General features: G+C 71.5%; 17 protein-coding genes and 1 pseudogene. 15 read left to right on the top strand and 3 right to left on the bottom strand.

Features of this window, described 5'->3' with window-relative positions:
- Positions 1-278: 278 nt before the first annotated feature.
- The 10 genes and pseudogenes from AC07EQ_RS43015 (at position 279) to AC07EQ_RS43060 (ending at position 9,963) form a co-directional block, all read left to right on the top strand.
- The gene (locus tag AC07EQ_RS43015) at positions 279-1,346 is read left to right on the top strand and encodes an ABC transporter ATP-binding protein (protein ID WP_478393549.1); all 1,068 of its coding nucleotides are present in this window, start codon (positions 279-281) and stop codon (positions 1,344-1,346) included.
- On the top strand, positions 1,343-3,067 hold the full coding sequence (locus AC07EQ_RS43020; protein WP_478393550.1) for an ABC transporter permease: 1,725 nt from the start codon (positions 1,343-1,345) through the stop codon (positions 3,065-3,067). The genes AC07EQ_RS43015 and AC07EQ_RS43020 overlap by 4 nt, the downstream gene beginning before the upstream one ends.
- 43 nt (positions 3,068-3,110) lie before the next feature.
- Positions 3,111-4,583, top strand: a complete 1,473-nt coding sequence (locus AC07EQ_RS43025; RefSeq protein ID WP_478393551.1) for a lyase family protein — start codon at positions 3,111-3,113, stop codon at positions 4,581-4,583.
- A complete protein-coding gene (locus AC07EQ_RS43030; protein WP_478393552.1) occupies positions 4,580-5,518 on the top strand; it encodes a carbohydrate kinase family protein in 939 nt (312 codons plus the stop codon). Before AC07EQ_RS43025 ends, AC07EQ_RS43030 begins: the two co-directional genes overlap by 4 nt.
- Positions 5,519-5,652: 134 nt before the next feature.
- Positions 5,653-6,624, top strand: a complete 972-nt coding sequence (locus AC07EQ_RS43035; RefSeq protein ID WP_478393553.1) for an amidohydrolase family protein — start codon at positions 5,653-5,655, stop codon at positions 6,622-6,624.
- Positions 6,621-7,634, top strand: coding sequence for an SIS domain-containing protein (locus AC07EQ_RS43040; RefSeq protein WP_478393554.1), 1,014 nt, complete (start codon positions 6,621-6,623; stop codon positions 7,632-7,634). The genes AC07EQ_RS43035 and AC07EQ_RS43040 overlap by 4 nt, the downstream gene beginning before the upstream one ends.
- A 173-nt stretch (positions 7,635-7,807) precedes the next feature.
- On the top strand, positions 7,808-8,608 hold the full coding sequence (locus AC07EQ_RS43045; protein ID WP_478393555.1) for a hypothetical protein: 801 nt from the start codon (positions 7,808-7,810) through the stop codon (positions 8,606-8,608).
- A gap of 36 nt (positions 8,609-8,644) precedes the next feature.
- Positions 8,645-8,807, top strand: a pseudogene (locus tag AC07EQ_RS43050) (SIS domain-containing protein); the annotation flags it as partial.
- 309 nt (positions 8,808-9,116) lie between these two features.
- Complete coding sequence (locus AC07EQ_RS43055; RefSeq protein WP_478393556.1) at positions 9,117-9,599, top strand: helix-turn-helix domain-containing protein; 483 nt, start codon at positions 9,117-9,119, stop codon at positions 9,597-9,599.
- Positions 9,600-9,603: 4 nt separating this feature from the next.
- Positions 9,604-9,963: a VapC50 family PIN domain-containing toxin gene (locus AC07EQ_RS43060; protein WP_478393557.1), complete on the top strand. Its 360-nt coding sequence runs from the start codon at positions 9,604-9,606 to the stop codon at positions 9,961-9,963.
- 101 nt (positions 9,964-10,064) lie between these two features.
- On the opposite strand, the gene AC07EQ_RS43065 is transcribed toward AC07EQ_RS43060, so the two are convergent.
- A complete protein-coding gene (locus AC07EQ_RS43065) occupies positions 10,065-10,469 on the bottom strand; it encodes a (R)-mandelonitrile lyase (protein ID WP_478393558.1) in 405 nt (134 codons plus the stop codon).
- Between the two features lie 179 nt (positions 10,470-10,648).
- On the opposite strand from AC07EQ_RS43065, the gene AC07EQ_RS43070 reads away from it, so the two are divergent.
- Positions 10,649-11,539 carry a helix-turn-helix domain-containing protein gene (locus AC07EQ_RS43070; RefSeq protein WP_478393559.1) on the top strand — a complete coding sequence of 297 codons (891 nt, stop codon included), beginning with the start codon at positions 10,649-10,651 and terminating at the stop codon, positions 11,537-11,539.
- On the opposite strand, the gene AC07EQ_RS43075 is transcribed toward AC07EQ_RS43070, so the two are convergent.
- Together AC07EQ_RS43075 and AC07EQ_RS43080 are read right to left on the bottom strand one after the other, a co-directional pair.
- Positions 11,449-12,717, bottom strand: coding sequence for an erythromycin esterase family protein (locus AC07EQ_RS43075; protein ID WP_478393560.1), 1,269 nt, complete (start codon positions 12,715-12,717; stop codon positions 11,449-11,451). The two genes, AC07EQ_RS43070 and AC07EQ_RS43075, sit on opposite strands and share 91 nt — an antisense overlap.
- A complete protein-coding gene (locus AC07EQ_RS43080; RefSeq protein ID WP_478393561.1) occupies positions 12,714-13,193 on the bottom strand; it encodes an anthrone oxygenase family protein in 480 nt (159 codons plus the stop codon). Before AC07EQ_RS43080 ends, AC07EQ_RS43075 begins: the two co-directional genes overlap by 4 nt.
- A gap of 296 nt (positions 13,194-13,489) precedes the next feature.
- Between AC07EQ_RS43080 and AC07EQ_RS43085 the strand changes: the two genes are divergently transcribed.
- The 4 genes from AC07EQ_RS43085 to AC07EQ_RS43100 all read left to right on the top strand — a co-directional run bounded on the left by AC07EQ_RS43085 (position 13,490) and on the right by AC07EQ_RS43100 (position 18,665).
- Positions 13,490-13,867: a peptidase associated/transthyretin-like domain-containing protein gene (locus AC07EQ_RS43085; RefSeq protein ID WP_478393562.1), complete on the top strand. Its 378-nt coding sequence runs from the start codon at positions 13,490-13,492 to the stop codon at positions 13,865-13,867.
- A gap of 207 nt (positions 13,868-14,074) precedes the next feature.
- Complete coding sequence (locus AC07EQ_RS43090) at positions 14,075-17,179, top strand: AfsR/SARP family transcriptional regulator (protein ID WP_478393563.1); 3,105 nt, start codon at positions 14,075-14,077, stop codon at positions 17,177-17,179.
- Between the two features lie 341 nt (positions 17,180-17,520).
- Positions 17,521-17,883: a hypothetical protein gene (locus AC07EQ_RS43095; protein ID WP_478393564.1), complete on the top strand. Its 363-nt coding sequence runs from the start codon at positions 17,521-17,523 to the stop codon at positions 17,881-17,883.
- Between the two features lie 74 nt (positions 17,884-17,957).
- On the top strand, positions 17,958-18,665 hold the full coding sequence (locus AC07EQ_RS43100; RefSeq protein ID WP_478393565.1) for a hypothetical protein: 708 nt from the start codon (positions 17,958-17,960) through the stop codon (positions 18,663-18,665).
- Positions 18,666-19,103 lie beyond the last annotated feature (438 nt).

The following is a 19,103-nucleotide window of genomic DNA, read 5'->3' on the forward strand; positions in this document are numbered from 1 at the left end:
CTTCGGCTGAGCCATCCCACGCTCCTCCACAAGCAAACGTGATCAACTCCAGCCACCACCTTGCCACAACAAGATCATTATGCAAGGACCCCTAAGCGCCTTCGGCGCTTCAAGAACAAAGACCAATCCCACTTCCGAACAGACCTAGCTCCGCATCCCTGATCGGGCTGTCGATTAAGCAACCCGTGCACCGTTGGGAGCGCATCGACCTGTAGATCCCCGGTGGTGGGGTCGGCACCGGCCCCACCACCTTCCTCGCCCAGCACGGAGAGTTCAGCATGATCCCCGTTCGCCTCGACCGCGTCTGCAAGAGCTACGGTTCTGCCTCGCCGGTCGTGCACGACATCGACGTGACGATCGAATCCGGCGAGTTCTTCACGCTCCTCGGCCCTTCCGGGTGCGGCAAGTCGACCACGCTGCGCATGATCGCCGGGTTCATCACGCCCACCAGCGGCCGAATCCTGTTCGGCGACCGCGACATCACCGCCACGCCGCCGAACAAGCGGGGCACCGGCATGGTGTTCCAGAACTACGCCCTGTTCCCGCACTACGACGTCGCGCAGAACGTCGCCTACGGGCTGGTCACGCGCAAGGTGGCCAAGACCGAGCGCAACGAGCGGGTCGCCGCCGCGCTCGCCTCGGTGGGGCTCGACGGCTACGCCGACCGGCGGATCGACCAGCTCTCCGGCGGCCAGCAGCAGCGCGTCGCGCTGGCCCGGGCGCTGGTCATCTCGCCCTCGGTGCTGCTCCTCGACGAGCCGCTGTCCAATTTGGACGCCAAGCTGCGCGAGGAGACCCGCGTCGAGATCCGCCGCGCGCAGCGGGAAGCCGGGATCACCAGCGTCTACGTCACGCACGACCAGGCCGAGGCGATGGCGATGAGCGACCGGATCGCCGTGCTCGAATCCGGCAAGCTGCACCAGGTCGGCACCCCGCGCGAGGTCTACCACCAGCCCGCCACCGCCTTCGTGGCCAAGTTCATCGGCGGCAGCAACGTCCTCGATGCCGAGGTCGTCGAGAGCTCCGGCGAGCAGGCCGTGGTGGAGCTGGCGGGATCCGGGGCGAAGTTCGCCGCCGGTCGTTCGGCGGAGTTCGCGGCCGCTGTGGGCGACCGGGTCGCGGTGTCGGTCCGGCCGGAGCACCTGACGATCACCGAGGCGGGCGAGGGCAGCTTCGACGCCGTCGTGCGCGCGGTGGAGTTCACCGGCGCCACCTGCGAGTACGAGGTGACCGCGGGCGAGCTGGAGCTGTCGGTCGCGGTGCCGGACCGGCCCGGCCTGCCGAAGCCCGGCGACGTCGTCGGGCTTCGCCCCGAGGCCCAGCACGCCTGGCTGGTGCGGCCATGAGCGCCCCGGCGGTGGCGCCGCGGCGCCGCAGGCTGCCCGCCTCCGACGGCGATCGCTTCGTCTACGTGCTGGCCATCCCGGTCGTGCTGGTCCTGCTGTTCCTCGTCGTCATCCCGATGGCGACGACCGCGCTCACCTCGGCGGGCGGGAACGGCCTCGCGGACAACTACGGCAGCCTGTTCGGCGGGTCTTCGGGCCGGGCGCTGCTGCTGTCGCTGGTGAGCTCGCTCGTCTCAGTGTTCTTCTGCGGTGTGCTCGGCACGCTGCTGGCCGTGCTGCTGCACCGCTTCGACTTCCCGGGCCGCCGGGCGCTTTCGGTGTTCGCCGTGCTGCCGATGGCCTTGCCGCCGCTGATCGGCGCTGTGTCGTTCGTGCTCCTCTACAGCGAGACCGGGATCGTGCCCCGGACGCTGCACGCACTGCTCGGCATCTCGCCCGCGAGCACGTCGGTGAGCGGGCTGGCGGGCGTCGTCCTGGTCCACGCGTTCACCATGTACCCGTACTTCTACCTGTCGGTTTCGGCCGCGCTGGCGGGGCTGGACGGCTCGCTGGAGGAGGCCGCCACCAACCTCGGTGCCGGTCGTGCGCGGGTGTGGCGGACGGTGCTGCTGCCGATGCTCACCCCGGCGCTGGTCTCCGGCGCGCTGCTGACGTTCATGATGTCGATGGCGTCGTTCACCGCGCCGCAGCTCTACAACGTGCAGACGCTGACCATGGAGATCGTCTCGGCGCGTACCTCGGGCAACGCCGCGCTCGCGGCCACCCAGTCGACGGCGCTCTCGGTGGTGTCCATCGCGTTCCTGCTGAGCATGCGCTGGTACCAGGGCCGCCGCGTGCACCGCAGCCTGTCGAAGGGCACGCCGAGCGCGCGCCGCGCGCCGGGCTCCGCCGTCGCGAAGTTCGCCGCCGCACTGGGCAGCCTGCTGCTCACGGTGGTGCTGCTGGCGCCGGTGCTGGTGATCGTGCTCGTGTCGTTCTCGGTGGACGGCGCCTGGACGACGCAGGTGCTGCCGCCCGAGTACACATTGGACAACTACCTGCGGATCTTCGCCGAGCCGCAGAGCCTGCTGCCGATCTCGGTGAGCGTGCAGACCGCGCTGCTGGCCACCCTGGCCGCGATCGTCATCGGCGCGGCTGCCTCGTGGGTCGTCGCCCGCTGGAAGGGCCCGGGCCGGGGCGCGCTGGACGTGATCATCATGCTGCCGTGGGCGCTGCCCGGCACGGTCATCGGCGTGAACCTGGTGACGGCGTTCAACGAACCCGGCGTCGGCAACCTGGGCCTGACGCTGGTCGGGACGCTGTGGATCCTGCCGGTCGCCTACTTCGTCCGGTTCGTGCCGCTGGTGTTCCGCTCGACCAGTGCCTCCCTGGAGCAGCTCGACCCGTCGCTGGAGGAGGCGGCGCGCAACCTCGGCGCCGGTCCGCTGCGGGTCCTGCGCACGGTCACGCTGCCGCTGGTGCTGCGCGGCGTGCTCGCCGGCGCGCTGCTGGCCTTCGTGGACGGCGTCGGCGAGTACGTCGCCTCGGTGGTGATCTACCCGCCCGGCCTGCCGCCGATGTCGGTGGAGATCTACAACCGCATCTACTCCTCGGAGTTCGGCACGGCGGCCGCCTACGGCGCGCTGCAGATCGTGCTGATCCTGGTCGTCCTCGCGGTGTCGAACCGCCTCGGCCAGGGCCCGCGCCAGAAGCGCTCGCCGACGGTGATCCCCGCCGCGTAGCGCGCCACGTCCACGACAATCCACAGTGGAAAGAGCTGTTCACATGACCAAGCCTCCGGAACTGTCCAACTACTGGCAGAACCACCTCCGGGTGGCCTTCGAGAAGTCCGCGCCGCAGCTGTACCGGCCGATGCTGCACGCCAGCCTCGCGCACGTGGTGATGCTCGCCGAGCAGGGCCTGCTGCCCGCCGCCCGGGCCCGGCAGCTGCTCGGCGGGCTGCGCGAGCTGCTCGCGGCCGACGACGACCGGTTCGCCTTCGACGGCAGCGTCGAGGACGTCTACTACCTCACCGAGCAGCGGCTCGCCGCGGCCGCCGGCATCCGGCCGTCCGAGCTGGACGTGCAGCTGGCCCGATCCCGCAACGACCTCGACGCCGGCGTGTTCCGCATGGTGCTGCGGGAGAACGTGCTCGACCAGGCCCACCAGGCCTGCGCCGCCGCCGAGGCCGCCGCGGCCCAGGCGGACCGCTGTGCCGACGTCCTGATCACCGGGTTCACCCACCGCAGGCCCGCCCAGCCGACCACGCTCGGGCACGTGCTGGCCGGCTACGCCGAGGCGCTGCTCAGCCAGGCCGAGGAGCTGCTCTCGGTCTACGACGAGCTCGACGTCAACCCGCTCGGTTCGTGCGCGTTCGCCGGCACCGACCTGCCCATCGCCCCGCCGCGGCTCGCCGAGCTGCTCGGCTTCCGGGAGACCTTCACCTCCAGCTACGAGGCGGTGGCCGGGGCCGAGCACCTGATGCGCACCGCGGCCGTGCAGGCCCGCATCCTGGCCACCGGCGCCCGGATGGCCCGCACGATGCTGGACTGGATGACGTACGGCTGGATCGCCACCCCGGACTCGTACTGCCAGGGCTCCAGCATCATGCCGCAGAAGAAGAACCCGGTGGTGCTGGAGCACATGTGCTCGATGGCCGGCGCGGCGGCGGCCGACCTGGCCGCGACGATGAACAACGTCGGCGCCGCCTGGTACGAGGACTCCAACAACGCCACCACGGACGTCCAGGAGCACCTCTGGCGGGCCGGTGACCGCGCCGTGCGGTTCCTGACGCTGATGCGCGGCCTGCTGGAGGAGCTGAGCCCGCAGAACCCGCCGTCGCCGGAGGACGTCGTGGCCACCGGCGCGACCACCACGGCGATCGCAGAAGCGCTGGCGGGCGCGGGAATCCCCTGGCGGGGCGCGCATTCCGTGGTCGGCGCGCTCGTCCGGCAGGCGCCGCCGGCGGAGTGGACCGCCGCCGTGGTCGCCGCCGCGATCGCCGAAGCCGGACTGGGCACTGTGGACGATTCGGTGGTGGAGGCGGCGCTGGCAGCGGGGCTTCGCCCGCAGCAGGTGCTCGACCGTCCCCAGGACGGCGGCCCCGGCGCCGCGGCGGTGCGCCGCACGGCGGAGCTCGCCCTGGCCCGCGCCCGGGTGCTGGCCAGCGCGTTCGCCGACCGCAGGGCGGCCCTGGGCGAGGCCGAGAGCAAGCTCGACGCGGCCGTGGACGCCGTGCTGGCCGGAGGCCGCGGGTGAGCCGTCCAGCTCCCGACGACCGAATCACCGTTGTTGGCAACGTGAACCTCGACGTCCTGGTCGCCGGGGCGGCGGAGCTCCCGCCGCCGGGCACCGAGCAGATCGTGCCGTCGATCGTGCTGCGGCCCGGCGGTTCGGCCGCGAACACCGCGATCGTGCTGGCCCGGCTCGGCAGGCCGACGGTGCTGGCCGGGCGGGTCGGCGATGACGGGACCGCGCGGCTGCTCGCCGACCAGCTGGACATCCCCGGCCTGCGGTTGGAGCTGGCCCAGGTGCCCGGTGAACACACCGGCGTGACCGTCGCCGCCGAGGCACCGGGCCGGGATCGCGCGTTCCTCTCGGCGCTCGGGGCGATGGCCGACCTGGACGCGACCGCCGTGCCCGAGGCGGCGCTGGCGGCCCGGTTCGTGTTGCTGTCCGGCTATTTCCTGCTCCCTGCGCTGCAGGGCGAGCCCGCTCGTGACCTGCTGGCGCAGGCGCGGCAGGCCGGGGCGAGCACCGCGCTGGACACCGGTTGGGATCCGGCCGGCTGGCACGCCGGAACCCGCGCGGAGGTGCTGCGGCTGCTGCGCGAGGTCGACGTGTTCCTGCCCAACGACGACGAGCTGCACGCCCTGCACGGCGATCGGTGCGACGACGAGGTCGCGGCCCGCGGCATCGCCGACGAGACCGGGGCGACCGTCGTGGTCAAGCGCGGCGCACGCGGCGCCCTCGTCGCTCGACCAGGCCAGCCGCACAGCACCCATCCGGCGCCCGAGGTGCAGGTCCGGGACTCCACCGGCGCCGGCGACGCCTTCAACGCCGGACTGCTGCACCGGCTCGCCGACGGCGCGTCCACCGGCGACGCCGCCGACTACGCCGTCCGGGTCGCAGCGACCGTGATCAGCAGGCCCTCGCACGACCGGGCCTTCGCACTGGAGGACGTGATGACATGAGCGGCCCTGTGTCAGCCCCAGTTCTGCTCAACGGCACCTCAGGGGACCGTGACGTAACCCAGCCACAAGAAACCGCGAAACGCGAGATCACTCCCGGACGGGACCACCACTGTGATTCGCGGAGAGGCGGAACAGTGCGTGGGATCCCGATCGTCGACTTCCACCTGCACTTCCGGATCGAGCACGACGAGGCGACCAGGGATCTCTCCGGCGGCCAGTTCAGCTGCGCCGACCACGACGAGGCGGCCCAGCGCCGCCGCGCCGAGCAGGTGGCGGAGCAGTCCCGGCGCTGGCGGCGGGCCTGGGACTTCCCCGATCCGCAGCCGGATCCCGAGCGGACCTGGCAGGCCGAGGCGGACCTGTGGCTGGCCGAGCTCGACCGCTACGAGATCGCCCACGCGGCGTTCGTCACCGGCTGCGGCGACGAGCGGGTGGCCGAGCTCGTCGCCCGCGCGCCGGAGCGGTTCTCCGGGATGGCGAACCTGCGCGACCTCACCGCCCCGGACGCCGCCGAGCGCCTGGCGCGGGCGATCGACGAGTTCGGCCTGCGCGGGCTGAAGCTGTTCGCCCCGCTGCTGCCGCACCGCATCGACGACCCGGCCGCCGACCCGGTGTGGCGGGTGGCCGCCGACCGCGGCATCCCCGTCCTGATCCACTTCGGACACTGCGGCTCCAGCGGGGGAGTGGCGCACAACGCGCACATCGAACCCGCCTGGCTGGAGCCGGTCGCCAAGCGGTTCCCGGGAATCCCGTTCGTGGTCCCGCACTTCGGCGTGCAGCACGTGCAGCAGGTCCTGTTCCTGTGCTGGGCCTGCCCGAACGTGCTGGTGGACACCTCGGGTTCGAACCAGTGGGTGCGCTGGATGCCCTACAAGCTGACGCTGGAGGACCTGTTCCGGCGCTGCTACGAAACGATCGGCCCGGAGCGCATCGTCTTCGGCAGCGACTCCTCGTGGTTCCCGCGCGGCTACTGCCACCGGTACCTGGCCGACCAGCTGCGGGTGTGCCACGAGATGGGCATGCCGGAGGCGGACCTGCGCGCGATCTTCGGCGGCAACGCCGCACGACTGCTGGGGATTCCCGGCCTGGGGAAGGGAACGGAATGACGACGGAAGCGGGCACCCGGATGGCCGCGGAGATCGCCGAGCAACCGCGGGTGCTGGCCGGCCTGGCCGGGCGCGCGGGGGAGTTCCGGGCGGTCGCGGAGCAGCTCGCCCGCAGCCGCCCGCGGTTCGTGCTGTTCGCCGCGCGCGGGTCCAGCGACAACGCGGCCTTGTACGGAAAGTACCTGGTCGAGGTGCTGCTCGGGCTGCCCGCTGGATTGGTGTCGCCCTCGACGACCACGCTGTACGGGGCCGAGCCGGACCTGACGGACGTCGCGCTCGTCGCGGTCAGCCAGAGCGGCGGTTCCCCGGACCTCGTGGAGGTGACCGAGCAGGCGGGGAAGCGCGGGGCGTTCACGGTGGCGGTGACCAACACCCCGGACTCGCCCCTCGGTGCTGCGGCGCAGCACACGCTGGACATCGGGGCGGGGGTGGAGCGTGCGGTCGCGGCGACCAAGACCTATACGGCGACGCTCCTCGCGCTGCACCTGCTGCTCGCCGGTGGCGGGCCGGACGTCGACCGCATCGGCGAGCTCGCGCAGTCCTGTTTGGACGGAAATGAGGAGCGGGTCGCCGCTGCCGCGCACCGGTTGCGCTTCGCGGACCAGGTGATCACCACGGCGCGCGGGTATTCGCTGGCCACCGCGCAGGAAGCGGCGTTGAAGCTGGCGGAGACCAGCTACCTGGTCACCCGTGCCTACAGCGGCGCTGACCTGCTGCACGGGCCGATCGCGGCGGTGGGTCAGGAGACGGCCGTGCTGGCGGTGACCGGAACCGGGCCGGGCGGCGCGGCGATGGCGGAACCGCTGGCCAGGCTCGCCGGGCAGGGCGCCGACATCCTGCGGATCGGCTCTGCCGACGACGCGCGGCTGCGGATCCCGGAGCTGCCGGAGGAGTTGTCGCCGGTCCTGGAGGTGCTGCCGCTCCAGCGGCTCGCGTATTCGCTGGCCACCGCGCGCGGCTACGACCCGGACCGCCCTGCCGGGCTGTGCAAGGTCACCGAAACCCGCTGAAGCCCCGTGCCGCCGGATCGACCCCTCAGCGATCCGGCGGCACGGTTCCCACTGCGACGCCGGCGGGGCGGTCACGCGTTCGAGCACGCCACCGGAAGCGGCCGATTCGCGGAAAAGCGCCATCGAGTTCGATCTTGCTCATCTCGCGGATCGAGCTGATCTATCCTCTGCGGATGCAACCGCAGCAGCCAGGCCCGTGGGGGCAGCCGCAGAACCAGTTCCAGCGATTACCGGGAGCGCAAGCCCCTGCGGGACAACAGGTTCCGCCGCCGACGAAGAAGGGCCTGCCCAACTACCTCGTCGCCCTGATCGTGACCGGAGCCGCGGTGCTCGCGAGCGGCACAGGTGTTGGTCTTTACTTCTCCACCAGCGACTATTCGCACCTCAGCGAGTCCGAAGACCCCACGAACCAATACCGGCTTCCGATGCCACCGCCGGTCGCCGAGCCTGTCGAAGACCCGCCCTACGAGGTGCCGAGCATCCCGGAATGTGCCGCGATCAGCGAGAAGACCCTTCGCGAGCTGCACGTCACCGACTTCGACTCCGCCGATGGCGAGACAGCGCCGAACTTCAAATGCAATTGGAGTCGGGGGAACCTTGGACGCGGCCTCGGTTTGCGCCTGCTGTGGGTCTACTGCGATGACAGCAGCCAGTACGGGAGCGATGCGGTGCCGTACGCCGAAGAGTACTTCGACGGGATGCGCGAGGTCTATCTCACGACCGACCCGGTGCCACCACGTCTGTACGAGCTTCCGGGGCCGTGGGACGAAGCGTTCGTCGTTGTCCAACCGGGGACCGACATGAACTTCTTGGCCGAAGGCGTAGTGGTATTCCGCAAGGGGGCTGTGGTGTTGAAGGCCATGTACAGCGGGGAAACCGATCACGACCCCGGCGCGGATCGCAAGCCGCTGCCGGTTCAGGAAGTCGAAGAGGGCGCCAAGAGGGTCGCCCTGGAGCTCGCGTCGAAGTTCTGACCTGCGCACCCGGCCGCGAGCGGCGATCACCATGACGTCACCACGGCACGCGGGTATTCGCGGGCCACCGTGCGGGAAGCGGCGTTGACGCCGGCGGAGACGAGCTACCTGGTCACCCGCGCCTACGGCAGGTCGGAGCTGCTGCATGGGCCGGTCGCGGCGGTGGGTCAGGAGACGGCGGTGCTGGCGGTGACCGGCCGGGTGGCGCGACGATGGCGAAACCGCTGGCCGGCTCCGCGAGCAGGGGCCGGAGGTACTACGGGTCGGCCGGGCGACGACGCCCAGCTACGCATCCCGGACCTGCCGGAGGAGCTGTCGCCGGTCCTGGAGGCACTGCCGCGCCAGCGCCGCGCCGGGCGCTCGTCACGGCGTGCGGCTACGACCCGGACCGCCCGGCAGGCCTCCGCAAGTTCACCGAAACCCGCTGACGGCATCGAGCCGCACGTCCCGTTGCGTTTGTTTCGTTTATTGCGGATACTGCGGATAGAGCAGCGGAAGGATGGTCGCCATGTCACAGCTCGCTTTAGACCCGATCCAGCCAAGCCGGACCGATGCGGCAACGGCCGACAAAGCGCTGCAACACATCCGTGACTACCTCAGCCGCCACCACGAGCAGAGCGTCCAACTCGTGGTCGACGACGAGGACGGCGATCAGCTGGTCGTGCCCCGTGGTGCCGTGGAACTCCTCGCTCGGATCCTGGCGCACATGGCGGCAGGCAAAGGCGTCTCCGTCGTGCCTGCCGGCGCGGACCTGACCACCCAGCAGGCCGCGGACCTGCTCAACGTTTCCCGGCCGTACCTGATCGGCCTGCTGGAAGCGGGCGAGATCGAACACCGCAAGGTCGGCACCCATCGCCGGGTCAAGGTCGAATCCCTGCTGGAGTACATGCGGCGCGACGACCAGCGCCGCCGCGAAGCCGCCGACGAGCTCACCGACCTCACCCAGGAACTGGGGCGACCACGACCCCGCCAAGCTGGACCGCACACGTGAGCTGATGATCAGGGCCGTCCGGGACTGCCTGGTCATGGGCTACGAGCCGCTGATCGACGCCGTCAAACTTCCCGACCCCGGTGATCGACACGTCTTGGCCGCCGCCATCAAGGCCCGTGCCCAGGTGATCGTCACCGCCGATCTCAAGGACTTTCCCGCAGACGCTCTGGACCAGTGGGACATCGAGACGAGGCACCCCGACGCCTTCATCCTCGACCAGATCTACCTCGACCGGCCAACCGTGTACGGCTGCATCCAGCGCATCGCGGACTCGCTCACCAATCCACCGCGCACCATCCATGACGTTCTCGCCAGGCTCGAAGACCTGGGCCTGGTCGAATCGGTTGCTGCGCTGCGCACCTAGTGCAGCCGTGCACCAGCCTGTGCCTGCTGTCGCGGTGGGAACGCGGGCGAATGCGTTGAGATCCCTGAAGACAGGGTGGTTCTCCCCGGCCTGTGACCTGGTCAGGGCCTGTGGGCGGCGGTGTACTGCTCGTCGGTGACTGGTTCGAGCCAGGTGGTGCCGTCGCCGTCGTCGGTTCCCTCGACCATCGCGATGTGGCTCATGCAGGTGCTGTTCGTGCCGCCGTGCCAGTGCTCCTCGCCGGGCGGGGTCCACACGGTGTCGCCCGCCCGCATGCGGATGACCTTGCCGTCGCGGTTGACGACGAAGCCGACGCCCTCGGTGACGTGCAGGGTCTGGCCGACGGCGTGGGAGTGCCAGTTGGTGCGTGCGCCGGGGGTGAACCGGACCAGGGCCGCGACCAGCCGGGACGGCGGCTCTGCCTTCTTGAACGGGGTCACGTACACGTCGCCGGTGAACGCGGCCGCCGGGGCCTTGACGGTGTCGTTGACGGGGATGAGTTCCACGGGATCTCTCCTTCTCGTGTTGTGCCGGATTGTCAGCGGCCCGCGGCTGCTGGCCGCGGCGTCCCGGAGGCGGTCACATCACCAGAAAACCCTGGCCGGCGCACGTGCGGGAGGGCGCATCTTTCCGGGTCACGACAGAACCCCCCCTCACCGCGGAGGGCAGTCGTACCGTGGACGGCGTGAGCGCCAAGAGCACCGAGGCCCGCGATTTCCTGGTCACCCGCCGGGCCAAGATCACCCCGGACCAGGCCGGGCTCAGCCACTTCGGCGGCAACCGCCGGGTCCCCGGCCTGCGCCGCGAGGAGGTCGCGCTGCTCGCCGGCGTCTCCGTCGACTACTACACGCGGCTGGAGAAGGGCAACCTCGCCGGCGTCTCCGACAGCGTCCTGGACGCCGTGGCCGGCGCCCTCCGGCTCGACGAGGCCGAACGCGTCTACCTGTTCGACCTCGCCCGCGCCGCGAACGCCGCCGGCCGCCCCCACGCCGGCCAGCGCCGGCGCCCGGCGCAGCGGGTGCGCCCGGTCGTTCAGCAGATCATCGACGGCATGACGAACACCGTCGCGTTCGTCCGCAACGGCCGGCTGGACATCCTCGGCGCCAACGCGCTCGGGCGGGCGCTGTACTCGCCGGTCTTCGACAGCCCCACCCGCACCAGCGAGGTCACGCCGCCCAACATCGCCCGCTTCGGCTTCCTCGACCCCGCCGCCCGCGACTTCTTCCCCGACTACGACGAGTCCTGCCACACCTCGGTCGCCATCCTGCGCACCGAAGCGGGCCACAACCCGCACGACCGCGGCCTCACCGACCTCATCGGCGAGCTGTGCACCCGCAGCGAGGACTTCCGCACCCGCTGGGCCGCGCACGACGTCCGCCTCCACCGGACCGGCACCAAGTACTTCCGCCACCCCGTCGTCGGCGACCTCATCCTCAACTTCGAAGCCATGCAGTTCACCGCCGACGCGGGCCTCACCCTCAGCGCCTACACCGCCGAACCCGGCTCGCCTTCGGCGGAGGCGCTCCAACTGCTCGCCAGCTGGGCGGCCACCGGCACACCGCTGAGACCGTCCTGAGTGGTCGTGGTGGGGACGCAGGCGATCGCGTTGAAGGCCCTGGAGATCGAGGCCGTCATGAAGCCGCCTTCCGCCCGGATCCGCCGGTAGGCGCCATCCCCGGGGCGGAGTGCCGAGATCGTCAGCGGTGCGTCGCCGGTGAAAGCCGTTTCGATGCAGTCCGGTTCCAGCGGCGGCAACGGAACTTCCCGCGTTTCCAGGCCTTCCGGGGTCAGCGCGCCGTCCACGGCTCGGCCGCCGATGCTCGTCGCGGCGATCGCCACGTAGTCGTCGCCCAGCGCCTCGGCCAGGTGGTAGCCCGCCGGGAACAGCCCGACCGCGCCTTCGTGCTCGACCGGGGTCCGCCGGAGGTGCGTGTTGTGCATGGCGAAGACGATCCGGGGTTCCGCCGCCAGCACGTCCAGGACCGTCTCGGCTGCGTAGCGGTCGAGTTCGGCCGTCCCGACAGCGAGGCCCGCACCGCTGAGATCCCGGTGGAAGTGGTCCAGGTGCCAGGCGCTGCGCAGGTGCCGCACCGCTGCGGCGTGCTCGCGCCCGCGGCCCTCGGAGCGGTGGTGGGCGGCCATGCACTCCATGCGCGCCAGCAACCGGCTCAGCGCCGCCGTAGCGGCATCGCGGTCCGCGGCGTCGAGCTCGGCGTAGCGCTGGAAGGCCCGCAGGGAGTCGGCGTCGAACCGCTCCGCCACCTCGATGGCCCGAGTGAGCAGCGGCAACGCGTCCGGGTCGGCTCGGCGCAGGAACCGTTCGACCTCGGTGAGCGCCGGGAGCGGCGAACCGGTGGAGACCGGCAAGGCGCCGACGAAGCGCAACGGCCGCTCGGCGCGCTCGTTGTGCCGGCGCATCCAGGTCAGATGGTCGTGCATCTCCGGGTGATCGCCCAGGCCGAGCGCCGTGCCCGCGGTGCTGACCGCCGCGACGTCGCCCGGACCGCCGCGCACCCAGTCGTCGATGACGTGCGCCTCGGTGAACGGGGCCTCGAAGACGTAGGCGGTGAATCCGCAACGCTCGACGAGGAAGCGCAGCAGCCGGTGCCGCATGCGGTAGAACTCCGCGGCGTGGTGGGTGCTTTCGCCGATCCCCACGACGCGGGCGTCGCCGATCACGTCGCGCAGCGGTTCCAGGTCGTCCAGCGGTGCATCCGGGTCCAGCGAGGCCGTCACCGCCCGGGTCCGCGTCACCGGCGGGCTCCGGCCAGGTTCGCAGCGATGATCACCAGGACGAAGGCGGTGAGGGCCGTGGTCACCCGGATGTCGTTGAACGTGCCCCAGACCGCGAGCCGGTCCAGGTGGTCGGGGGCGAGGTCGCCGGCGGCCCAGCGCTTCATCTCCTGGTTGATCGGCACGTTCCCGAACCTGGTCACCAGGAACGAGGCCACCGCGAGGGCGGTGGCGGCGATCGCCGGCGTGCGCGCCCGGCCTCGGGCGCTGAAGGCCAGCCAGCCGGTGGTCGCGACCGCCGCCGCCATCAGGATCTGCATGACGACGCCGTTGACCTTCATCAACTCGGTGCGGAACGCGAGGTGCACGTCCAGCGGCACGGCCGAGAACGTCGGCGTCACGTTGGCCCAGCCGTAGAAGAACGCCCCGGAGAGCACTCCGGTCGCCAGCAGCGCGAAGCCCGTGGCGAGCCGTGCGTTGATCGATTTCGCAGACATGGGGTGAGGGTGTGGTGCGGCGCTCGCAAACCGCACACAGCCCGCTCGCAGCAGGCGGGTTGTCCGCTTCCTCCCGATTCGCGATCGGGACGCGAATACAAGGACGCGCCGGAATGGTGTGGGTTGCTTTTTCCGCTTGTTCTGTGGGGAATTTCCCGGACGCGTCATTCTGCCGGTGCCGTTGATCTGCCGCGCGTAGCGTGACCCGCGTCCGTTGAAATTCTTCGCCCAGCCCGGTTCACTGCGCTGTTTCCGGCAGACCGGGCAAGGGGAATCGTTGTGTAGGTGGTAGTTCCATGAAGCGCTTCGCCCTGTCGATGATCGGCACCGCCGCGTTGGCCCTGACCCTCGTCGGCGTTCCCGCGCAGGCCGAGCCCGCCGGCCCGGAGGCGGCCGCGTCCTGCACGTTCACCGGCCACTCGAAGAGCCTCGGCGAAACCGGGTTAGGCCTGCGCGCCAGTGCCACGACCAACCAGTCGGGCTGCAAGGTCACCGGGAAGCTGGAGCGCAAGAGCGGTTCGGGCTGGACCAGCGTGGGGACGAAGGCCAAGACCTCCGACGGCTCGAAGAACGCCCTCTTCAACTTCGAGTGCGGCAATCGCGCCGAATACCGGCTGATCGTCACCACCGGCGGTGACCAGGCCACCATCGGATCCACCGGAGCGGTCTGCTGAACGAGCGCTTTCCAACCTCGTTCTGCGTAGCGGTGCGGGTGTCGTAGTGGGTTATGCGCCTGCGGCGCATGCGATATCCCGTCGATGCAGGCACTACGTGCGGCTTTGCGGCCCGCGGCCGCGGGCCGGCCAGGATGAGAAGGCTGAGCGGAATTCGCGCGGAGCGGTGGAATTCGCCGCTCCGCGCTTTCCTGGCAGAGTGGGCGCATGCGGATAGGAGTCCTCGGGCCGTTGGACATCAGCGCCCGTGGCGAGAAGGTCGTCGTGGGCGGCGTTCGACTGCGCACGCTGCTCGGTCGGCTCGCGTTGGACTCCGGGCGCACCGTTTCGGTGGAGGCGCTGACCGAGGCCCTGTGGCCAGGCGCCGACGGGCCCGCCGACCGCGTGCACGCGCTGCACTCGCTGGTGTCGAGGCTGCGACGGCTCCTGCCGGACGCCGTGCTGCGCGAGTCCAGCGGATACCGGCTGAACGCGGAATCGGTGGACTGCAGGCAATTCGAGGAACTCGCCCGCGACGGCCGCAGGGCCCTGCACGACGGGCACATCGAGCAGGCGGGCCGGTTGCTGCGCGGAGCGCTGGCGCTGTGGCGCGGAGCCGCGTTCGAGGACGTCCCGGACGCGCCGTTCGCCGTGGCGGCGCGGGTGCGGTTGGCCGAGCTGCGGCTCGCCGCGATCGAGGACCGGGCGCAGGTCGACCTGCAGGCCGGAGCCGAATCCCCGCAGCTGGTGACCGAATTGCAGGCCCTGACCACCGCGCATCCCGACCGCGAGCGCGCCCGGGCACTGCTGCTGCGCGCGCTCCAATCGACCGGGCGAACGGCCGAAGCGCTGAGCAGCTACGAGGATTTCCGCGTGGCGCTGGCGGAAAAGCTCGGCGCGGACCCGTCGCCGGAGCTGCGCGAGGCGCATCTGGCCGTGCTCCGCGAGGAAACGACCGCCCGGCCGCGCGGCAGCAACCTGCGCGCCGCGCTGACGAGCTTCGTCGGGCGCGATGCCGAACTGGCCCTGATCGACCGGAGGCTGGCCGAGCACCGGCTGGTCACGCTGACCGGTCCGGGAGGCGTGGGCAAAACGCGGCTGGCGACGACCGCGGCCGCCGCCCTGGCCGGTGAGCAGGCGGTCTGGTTCGCGGAACTGGCACCGGTGTCCGACCCGGCGGACGTTCCGCAGGCGGTTCTCGACGCTCTCGGGCCCAGGACGGCGCCGCACGGTCGGGACGCGCTGGATCGGCTGGCCGACGCGCTGTCACCGGCCCCGGCCGTGCTGGTGCTGGACAACTGCGAGCATCAGCTGGACGCGGTCGCGTCCCTCGCGGACGGGCTGCTCGGCAGCTGCCCGGACCTGCGGTTGCTCGCCACCAGCCGGGAGCCCCTGGGGCTGCTCGGCGAGGCGCTGGTGCCGGTGCCGCCGCTGGGCCTGGCGCCGTCGGGCGCGGACGTCGCCGGTGTGCTGACCAGCCCCGCCGGACGGCTGTTCGTGGACCGGGCGAGGGCGGCGAACCCGGATTTCGCGGTGACGGCCGGGAACGCGGGCGTGGTCGCCGAGATCTGCCGGCGCTTGGACGGCCTGCCGCTGGCCATCGAGCTCGCCGGCGCGCGGGTCCGGTCGTTGCCGGCGGATCGCGTCCTCGCGCTGCTCGACGACCGGTTCCAGCTGCTCACCCAGGGAAACCGGGCCGCGCTGCCCCGGCACCGCACGTTGCGCGCGGTGGTCGACTGGAGCTGGGACCTGCTCGAGGAGGCCGAACGATCGGTCGTCGCAGCGCTGGCGGTGTTCGGCGGTTCGATGACCGCGGAAGCCGCCGAACACGTCTGCCCCGCCGACCTGCCCGCCGCAGTGGTCCTGTCCGCGCTGGTGGACAAGTCGCTGCTGGTCGTCGATCCGGTCCACGATGGACGGTCGATCCGGTACCGGATGCCGGACACGATCCGCGAGTACGGCCTGGAGAAGCTGGCCGACGCCGACCGCGTCCGGGCCGCCCACGCGCGGTACTTCCGCGAGATCGCCGAGCAGGCCGCACCGCACCTGCGCGGACCGGAACAGCTGGAATGGGCACCCCGGCTCGCCGCGGACCGCGACAACTTCCGCGTCGCGCTGCGCTTCGCCTGCGGTGCGGGCGACGCCGACACGGCGATCCGGCTCGCGACGGCGCTCGCCTACTACCTGACCATGCACGGCGATCACGCCGAGGCGGCCCGGCTCCTGCGGACGGCGCTGGAACTCCCCGCCGGCGCCACCGCGGCGAACCGCGTCCCGGCCACGGCCGCCTACCTGCTCAACGCGGTGCTCTCCGGCGAAGTCGCCCCCGAAGCGATCGGCAGATGCCGCGAATCAGCCGGCAGCGAGCACCCTTCCGGCGCCGTCATCGAGCCGCTCATCGCGCTGCTCACCGGGGATTTCGACGCGGCCCTGGCGGCGATCGACCGGCGGCAGCCGCATCCGGCACCGCTGGCGCGGGCGATGCTGTCGTTCGTGCGGGCGCTGGTGAACGGCAACCGCGGTGCCCTGCCGAAGACCTGCGACGACCTCGCCACGGCGGCCGAGCGGTTCCGGGCGCTGGGCGAGCGGTGGGGGATGGTCAGCTCGTTGACCTACCTAGGCATCACGCGGACGATGCTCGGCGATCCCGACGCGGCGATCGCGGCCCTGCGGCGCTCGATGGCGCCGGCCCGCGAGCTCGGCAACGACCACCACCAGCGGATCTGGCTGGCGACCGCGTACGCGCACACCGGGGACGCCGAACGCGCGGAAGCCGAACTGCGCGGCGTGATCGAGTCCGAACCGGCAGCCCAGCACCTCGCCCTCGCCCGGCTGAAGCTCGGCGACCTGGCGCGCGGTGGCGGCGACCTGCGGGCCGCGGACGAGCAGTACGACCTCGCGTGGTGGGCGGCCGGGCCGCGCCGAGACGTCGACCCGGTCTTCCGATCGCTGCACGGAGTGGCCCGGGCGCGGCTCGCCCTGGCCCGCGGCGCGTGCGAGGAGGCCCGGCGCGACTTGCGCTCGGCGCTCGCGGCTGCGTCGAAGACGTCGGACCTGGTCCTGGTGGCGGCGATCGGCAGCGCGATCGCCGAACTACCGGCCCGGACCGGGGAACTCGCGGCGGCAGCGGAACTCCTCGGAGCGGTCGGAGCGCTGCGAGGAGCGCCGGACGCGCTGAACCCGGACATCGCGCGCCTGACCGGCGACCTGCGTGCCGAACTGGGCGAACGGGCAGCGGCCGAAGCAACGGCCCGCGGGAACGGCCTGAACCACCACGAGATCCTCCGCCTCTTCGAGCACCACCTCGCAGAACCCGGAGGCACGGGTCGGTGAGCCTTCGGGGCGGCTGCGGCGGCTGCCCCGGAAGCGGCGAAATCTTTCGGGTGAGGTCGGCGTTTTCGCGCGAAACCGTCATCCGCCAGGCGTGGGGAACGCCGCTTTCGCGCGAAAACGCCGCGGAACAAGACCCCAACGGCCCCGGCGGACACCTCGGCAAGCACCGCGGTGATCCCCGGGCCGGTGCGGAGCGTTCGTCCCGATAGACGAGGCGAACGGTCCGTTCGCGCCAACCTGGGGCTTTTCCCGTGGGTGTTGTGGTGCGTCTCATCGGCCACGCGCGGCGAGGGGGGTTTCGTACCGGGGCGATCAACCGGGACAATGCGCGGCCATGGCCTATGAGCGCGCAGATCCCCGAGCCGGTGATCCAGGGCGGCCGGGACCCGGACAACCCCCCGAGCGGCCGGGGCCGCCACCCGGAGCACCGCAGGGCGGACCGCCGCCGGGACGGCCGCCGCAAGGCCAGATGCCACCCGGCCAGATGCCGCCGGGCCAGATGCCGCCGGGCCAGCCCGGGCCGCCCCGGCAGGGGCCGGGGCAGCCGATGCCACCCCAGCCGGGACCGCACCAGGGCCCGCCGGGCCCGCCCGGTCAGCCGGGTGGCGTGCAAGGCCCGCCAGGAGGTCAGCCCGGACCGCCGCCCGGCCAGCAACAAGGCCCGCCGCCCGGCCCGCCACCAGCAGGCCAGCCGACGCAGGTAGTGCCACAGGGGCCGCCGCCAGGAGGCCAGCCGACGCAGGTGGTGCCGCAGGGGCCGCCCCCGGGAGGCCCGCCGATGCCGCCGCCCGGCGGTCCGCAGGGCGCTGCGCCGTCCGGGACGGTGCCGATGGGCCAGTCGACGCCGGTCGGGCAGCACCCGGTCCAGCAGCCGCCCGCCAACCAGCACCCGGCGACGCGCATCCAGCAGCGCATGGAGCCCCCGGAACCCGAGCCGTTCCGGGACCAGGGCACGCTCCGCGACCCGGAGCCGTACCAGGACCGCTATCGCGACGACCCGTACGACGACCGATACCGCGACCAGTACCAGGACCGCTACCGGGACGACCAGTACGACGATCGCTATCGCGACGACCCGTACCGGGATCGCTACCGCGACGACCAGTACCGGGAGCCGGAGCGCGATCGCTACCGGGAGTCCCGCGCGGACCGCCACCGGGACCGGGACCGGGACTACGACGACCGCCGCGACCGCGGGCCGCGCTTCCAGGGGCCCAGCGCCGACACGCTCGGCCGCGTGATCCAGGTGTTCACGGCGCTGATCGCGCTGGTCTTCGTGCTGCACATCATCTTCTCGGTCGTCGGCGCCAACCAGGACAACGACTTCGTCGCGTTCACCTACGGCACGGCGAAGTTCTTCGTGTTCGGCCTCGGCGACGTGTTCACCCCGGGCGACGCGACGATCGGCTTGATCCTGAACTACGGCCTCGCGGCGCTGATCTACCTGTTCGCGGGCCGGATCATCGCCCGCGCGCTGAAGCGCTGAGCGTTCTCCGGTCGTGAGTGTTCTGGAGTGCTACGGCGCTCCAAAACACTCACGACCACGCTAGAGAGCCCGTTTTGAATGTCGTGGTGTGAGGTGTGGTCCTGCGGGGTTTTGTCTTTGAAGCGGCGCAGCCGCTTGGCCCACCCTCGCAGCTTGCACCGCCGCGGGTTCTCCGGTGTCTTCTCGCGAGGACAGCCCCGACGTGGTGAATTGGTCATTCATGATGTCGGGGATCCCACAGCGAGAAGGCGCCTGAGGTTCCGCCACCCGCACCGCCACGCAGAGCAAGTTTGGAAACAGGTTCTAGCTTGATCTTTAACCCTTGCGCCTTGGTTTGGTGCCCTTTTGTGGTGGGCGGGGCGTTGGTAGGCCTCGCCGGTGGCGAGGATGCGTCCGACGTCATGGTGTGGGGCGCGGTGGCGGTTGGTCGATCCGGGT

Source organism: Saccharopolyspora sp. NPDC045839, from assembly GCF_056431645.1.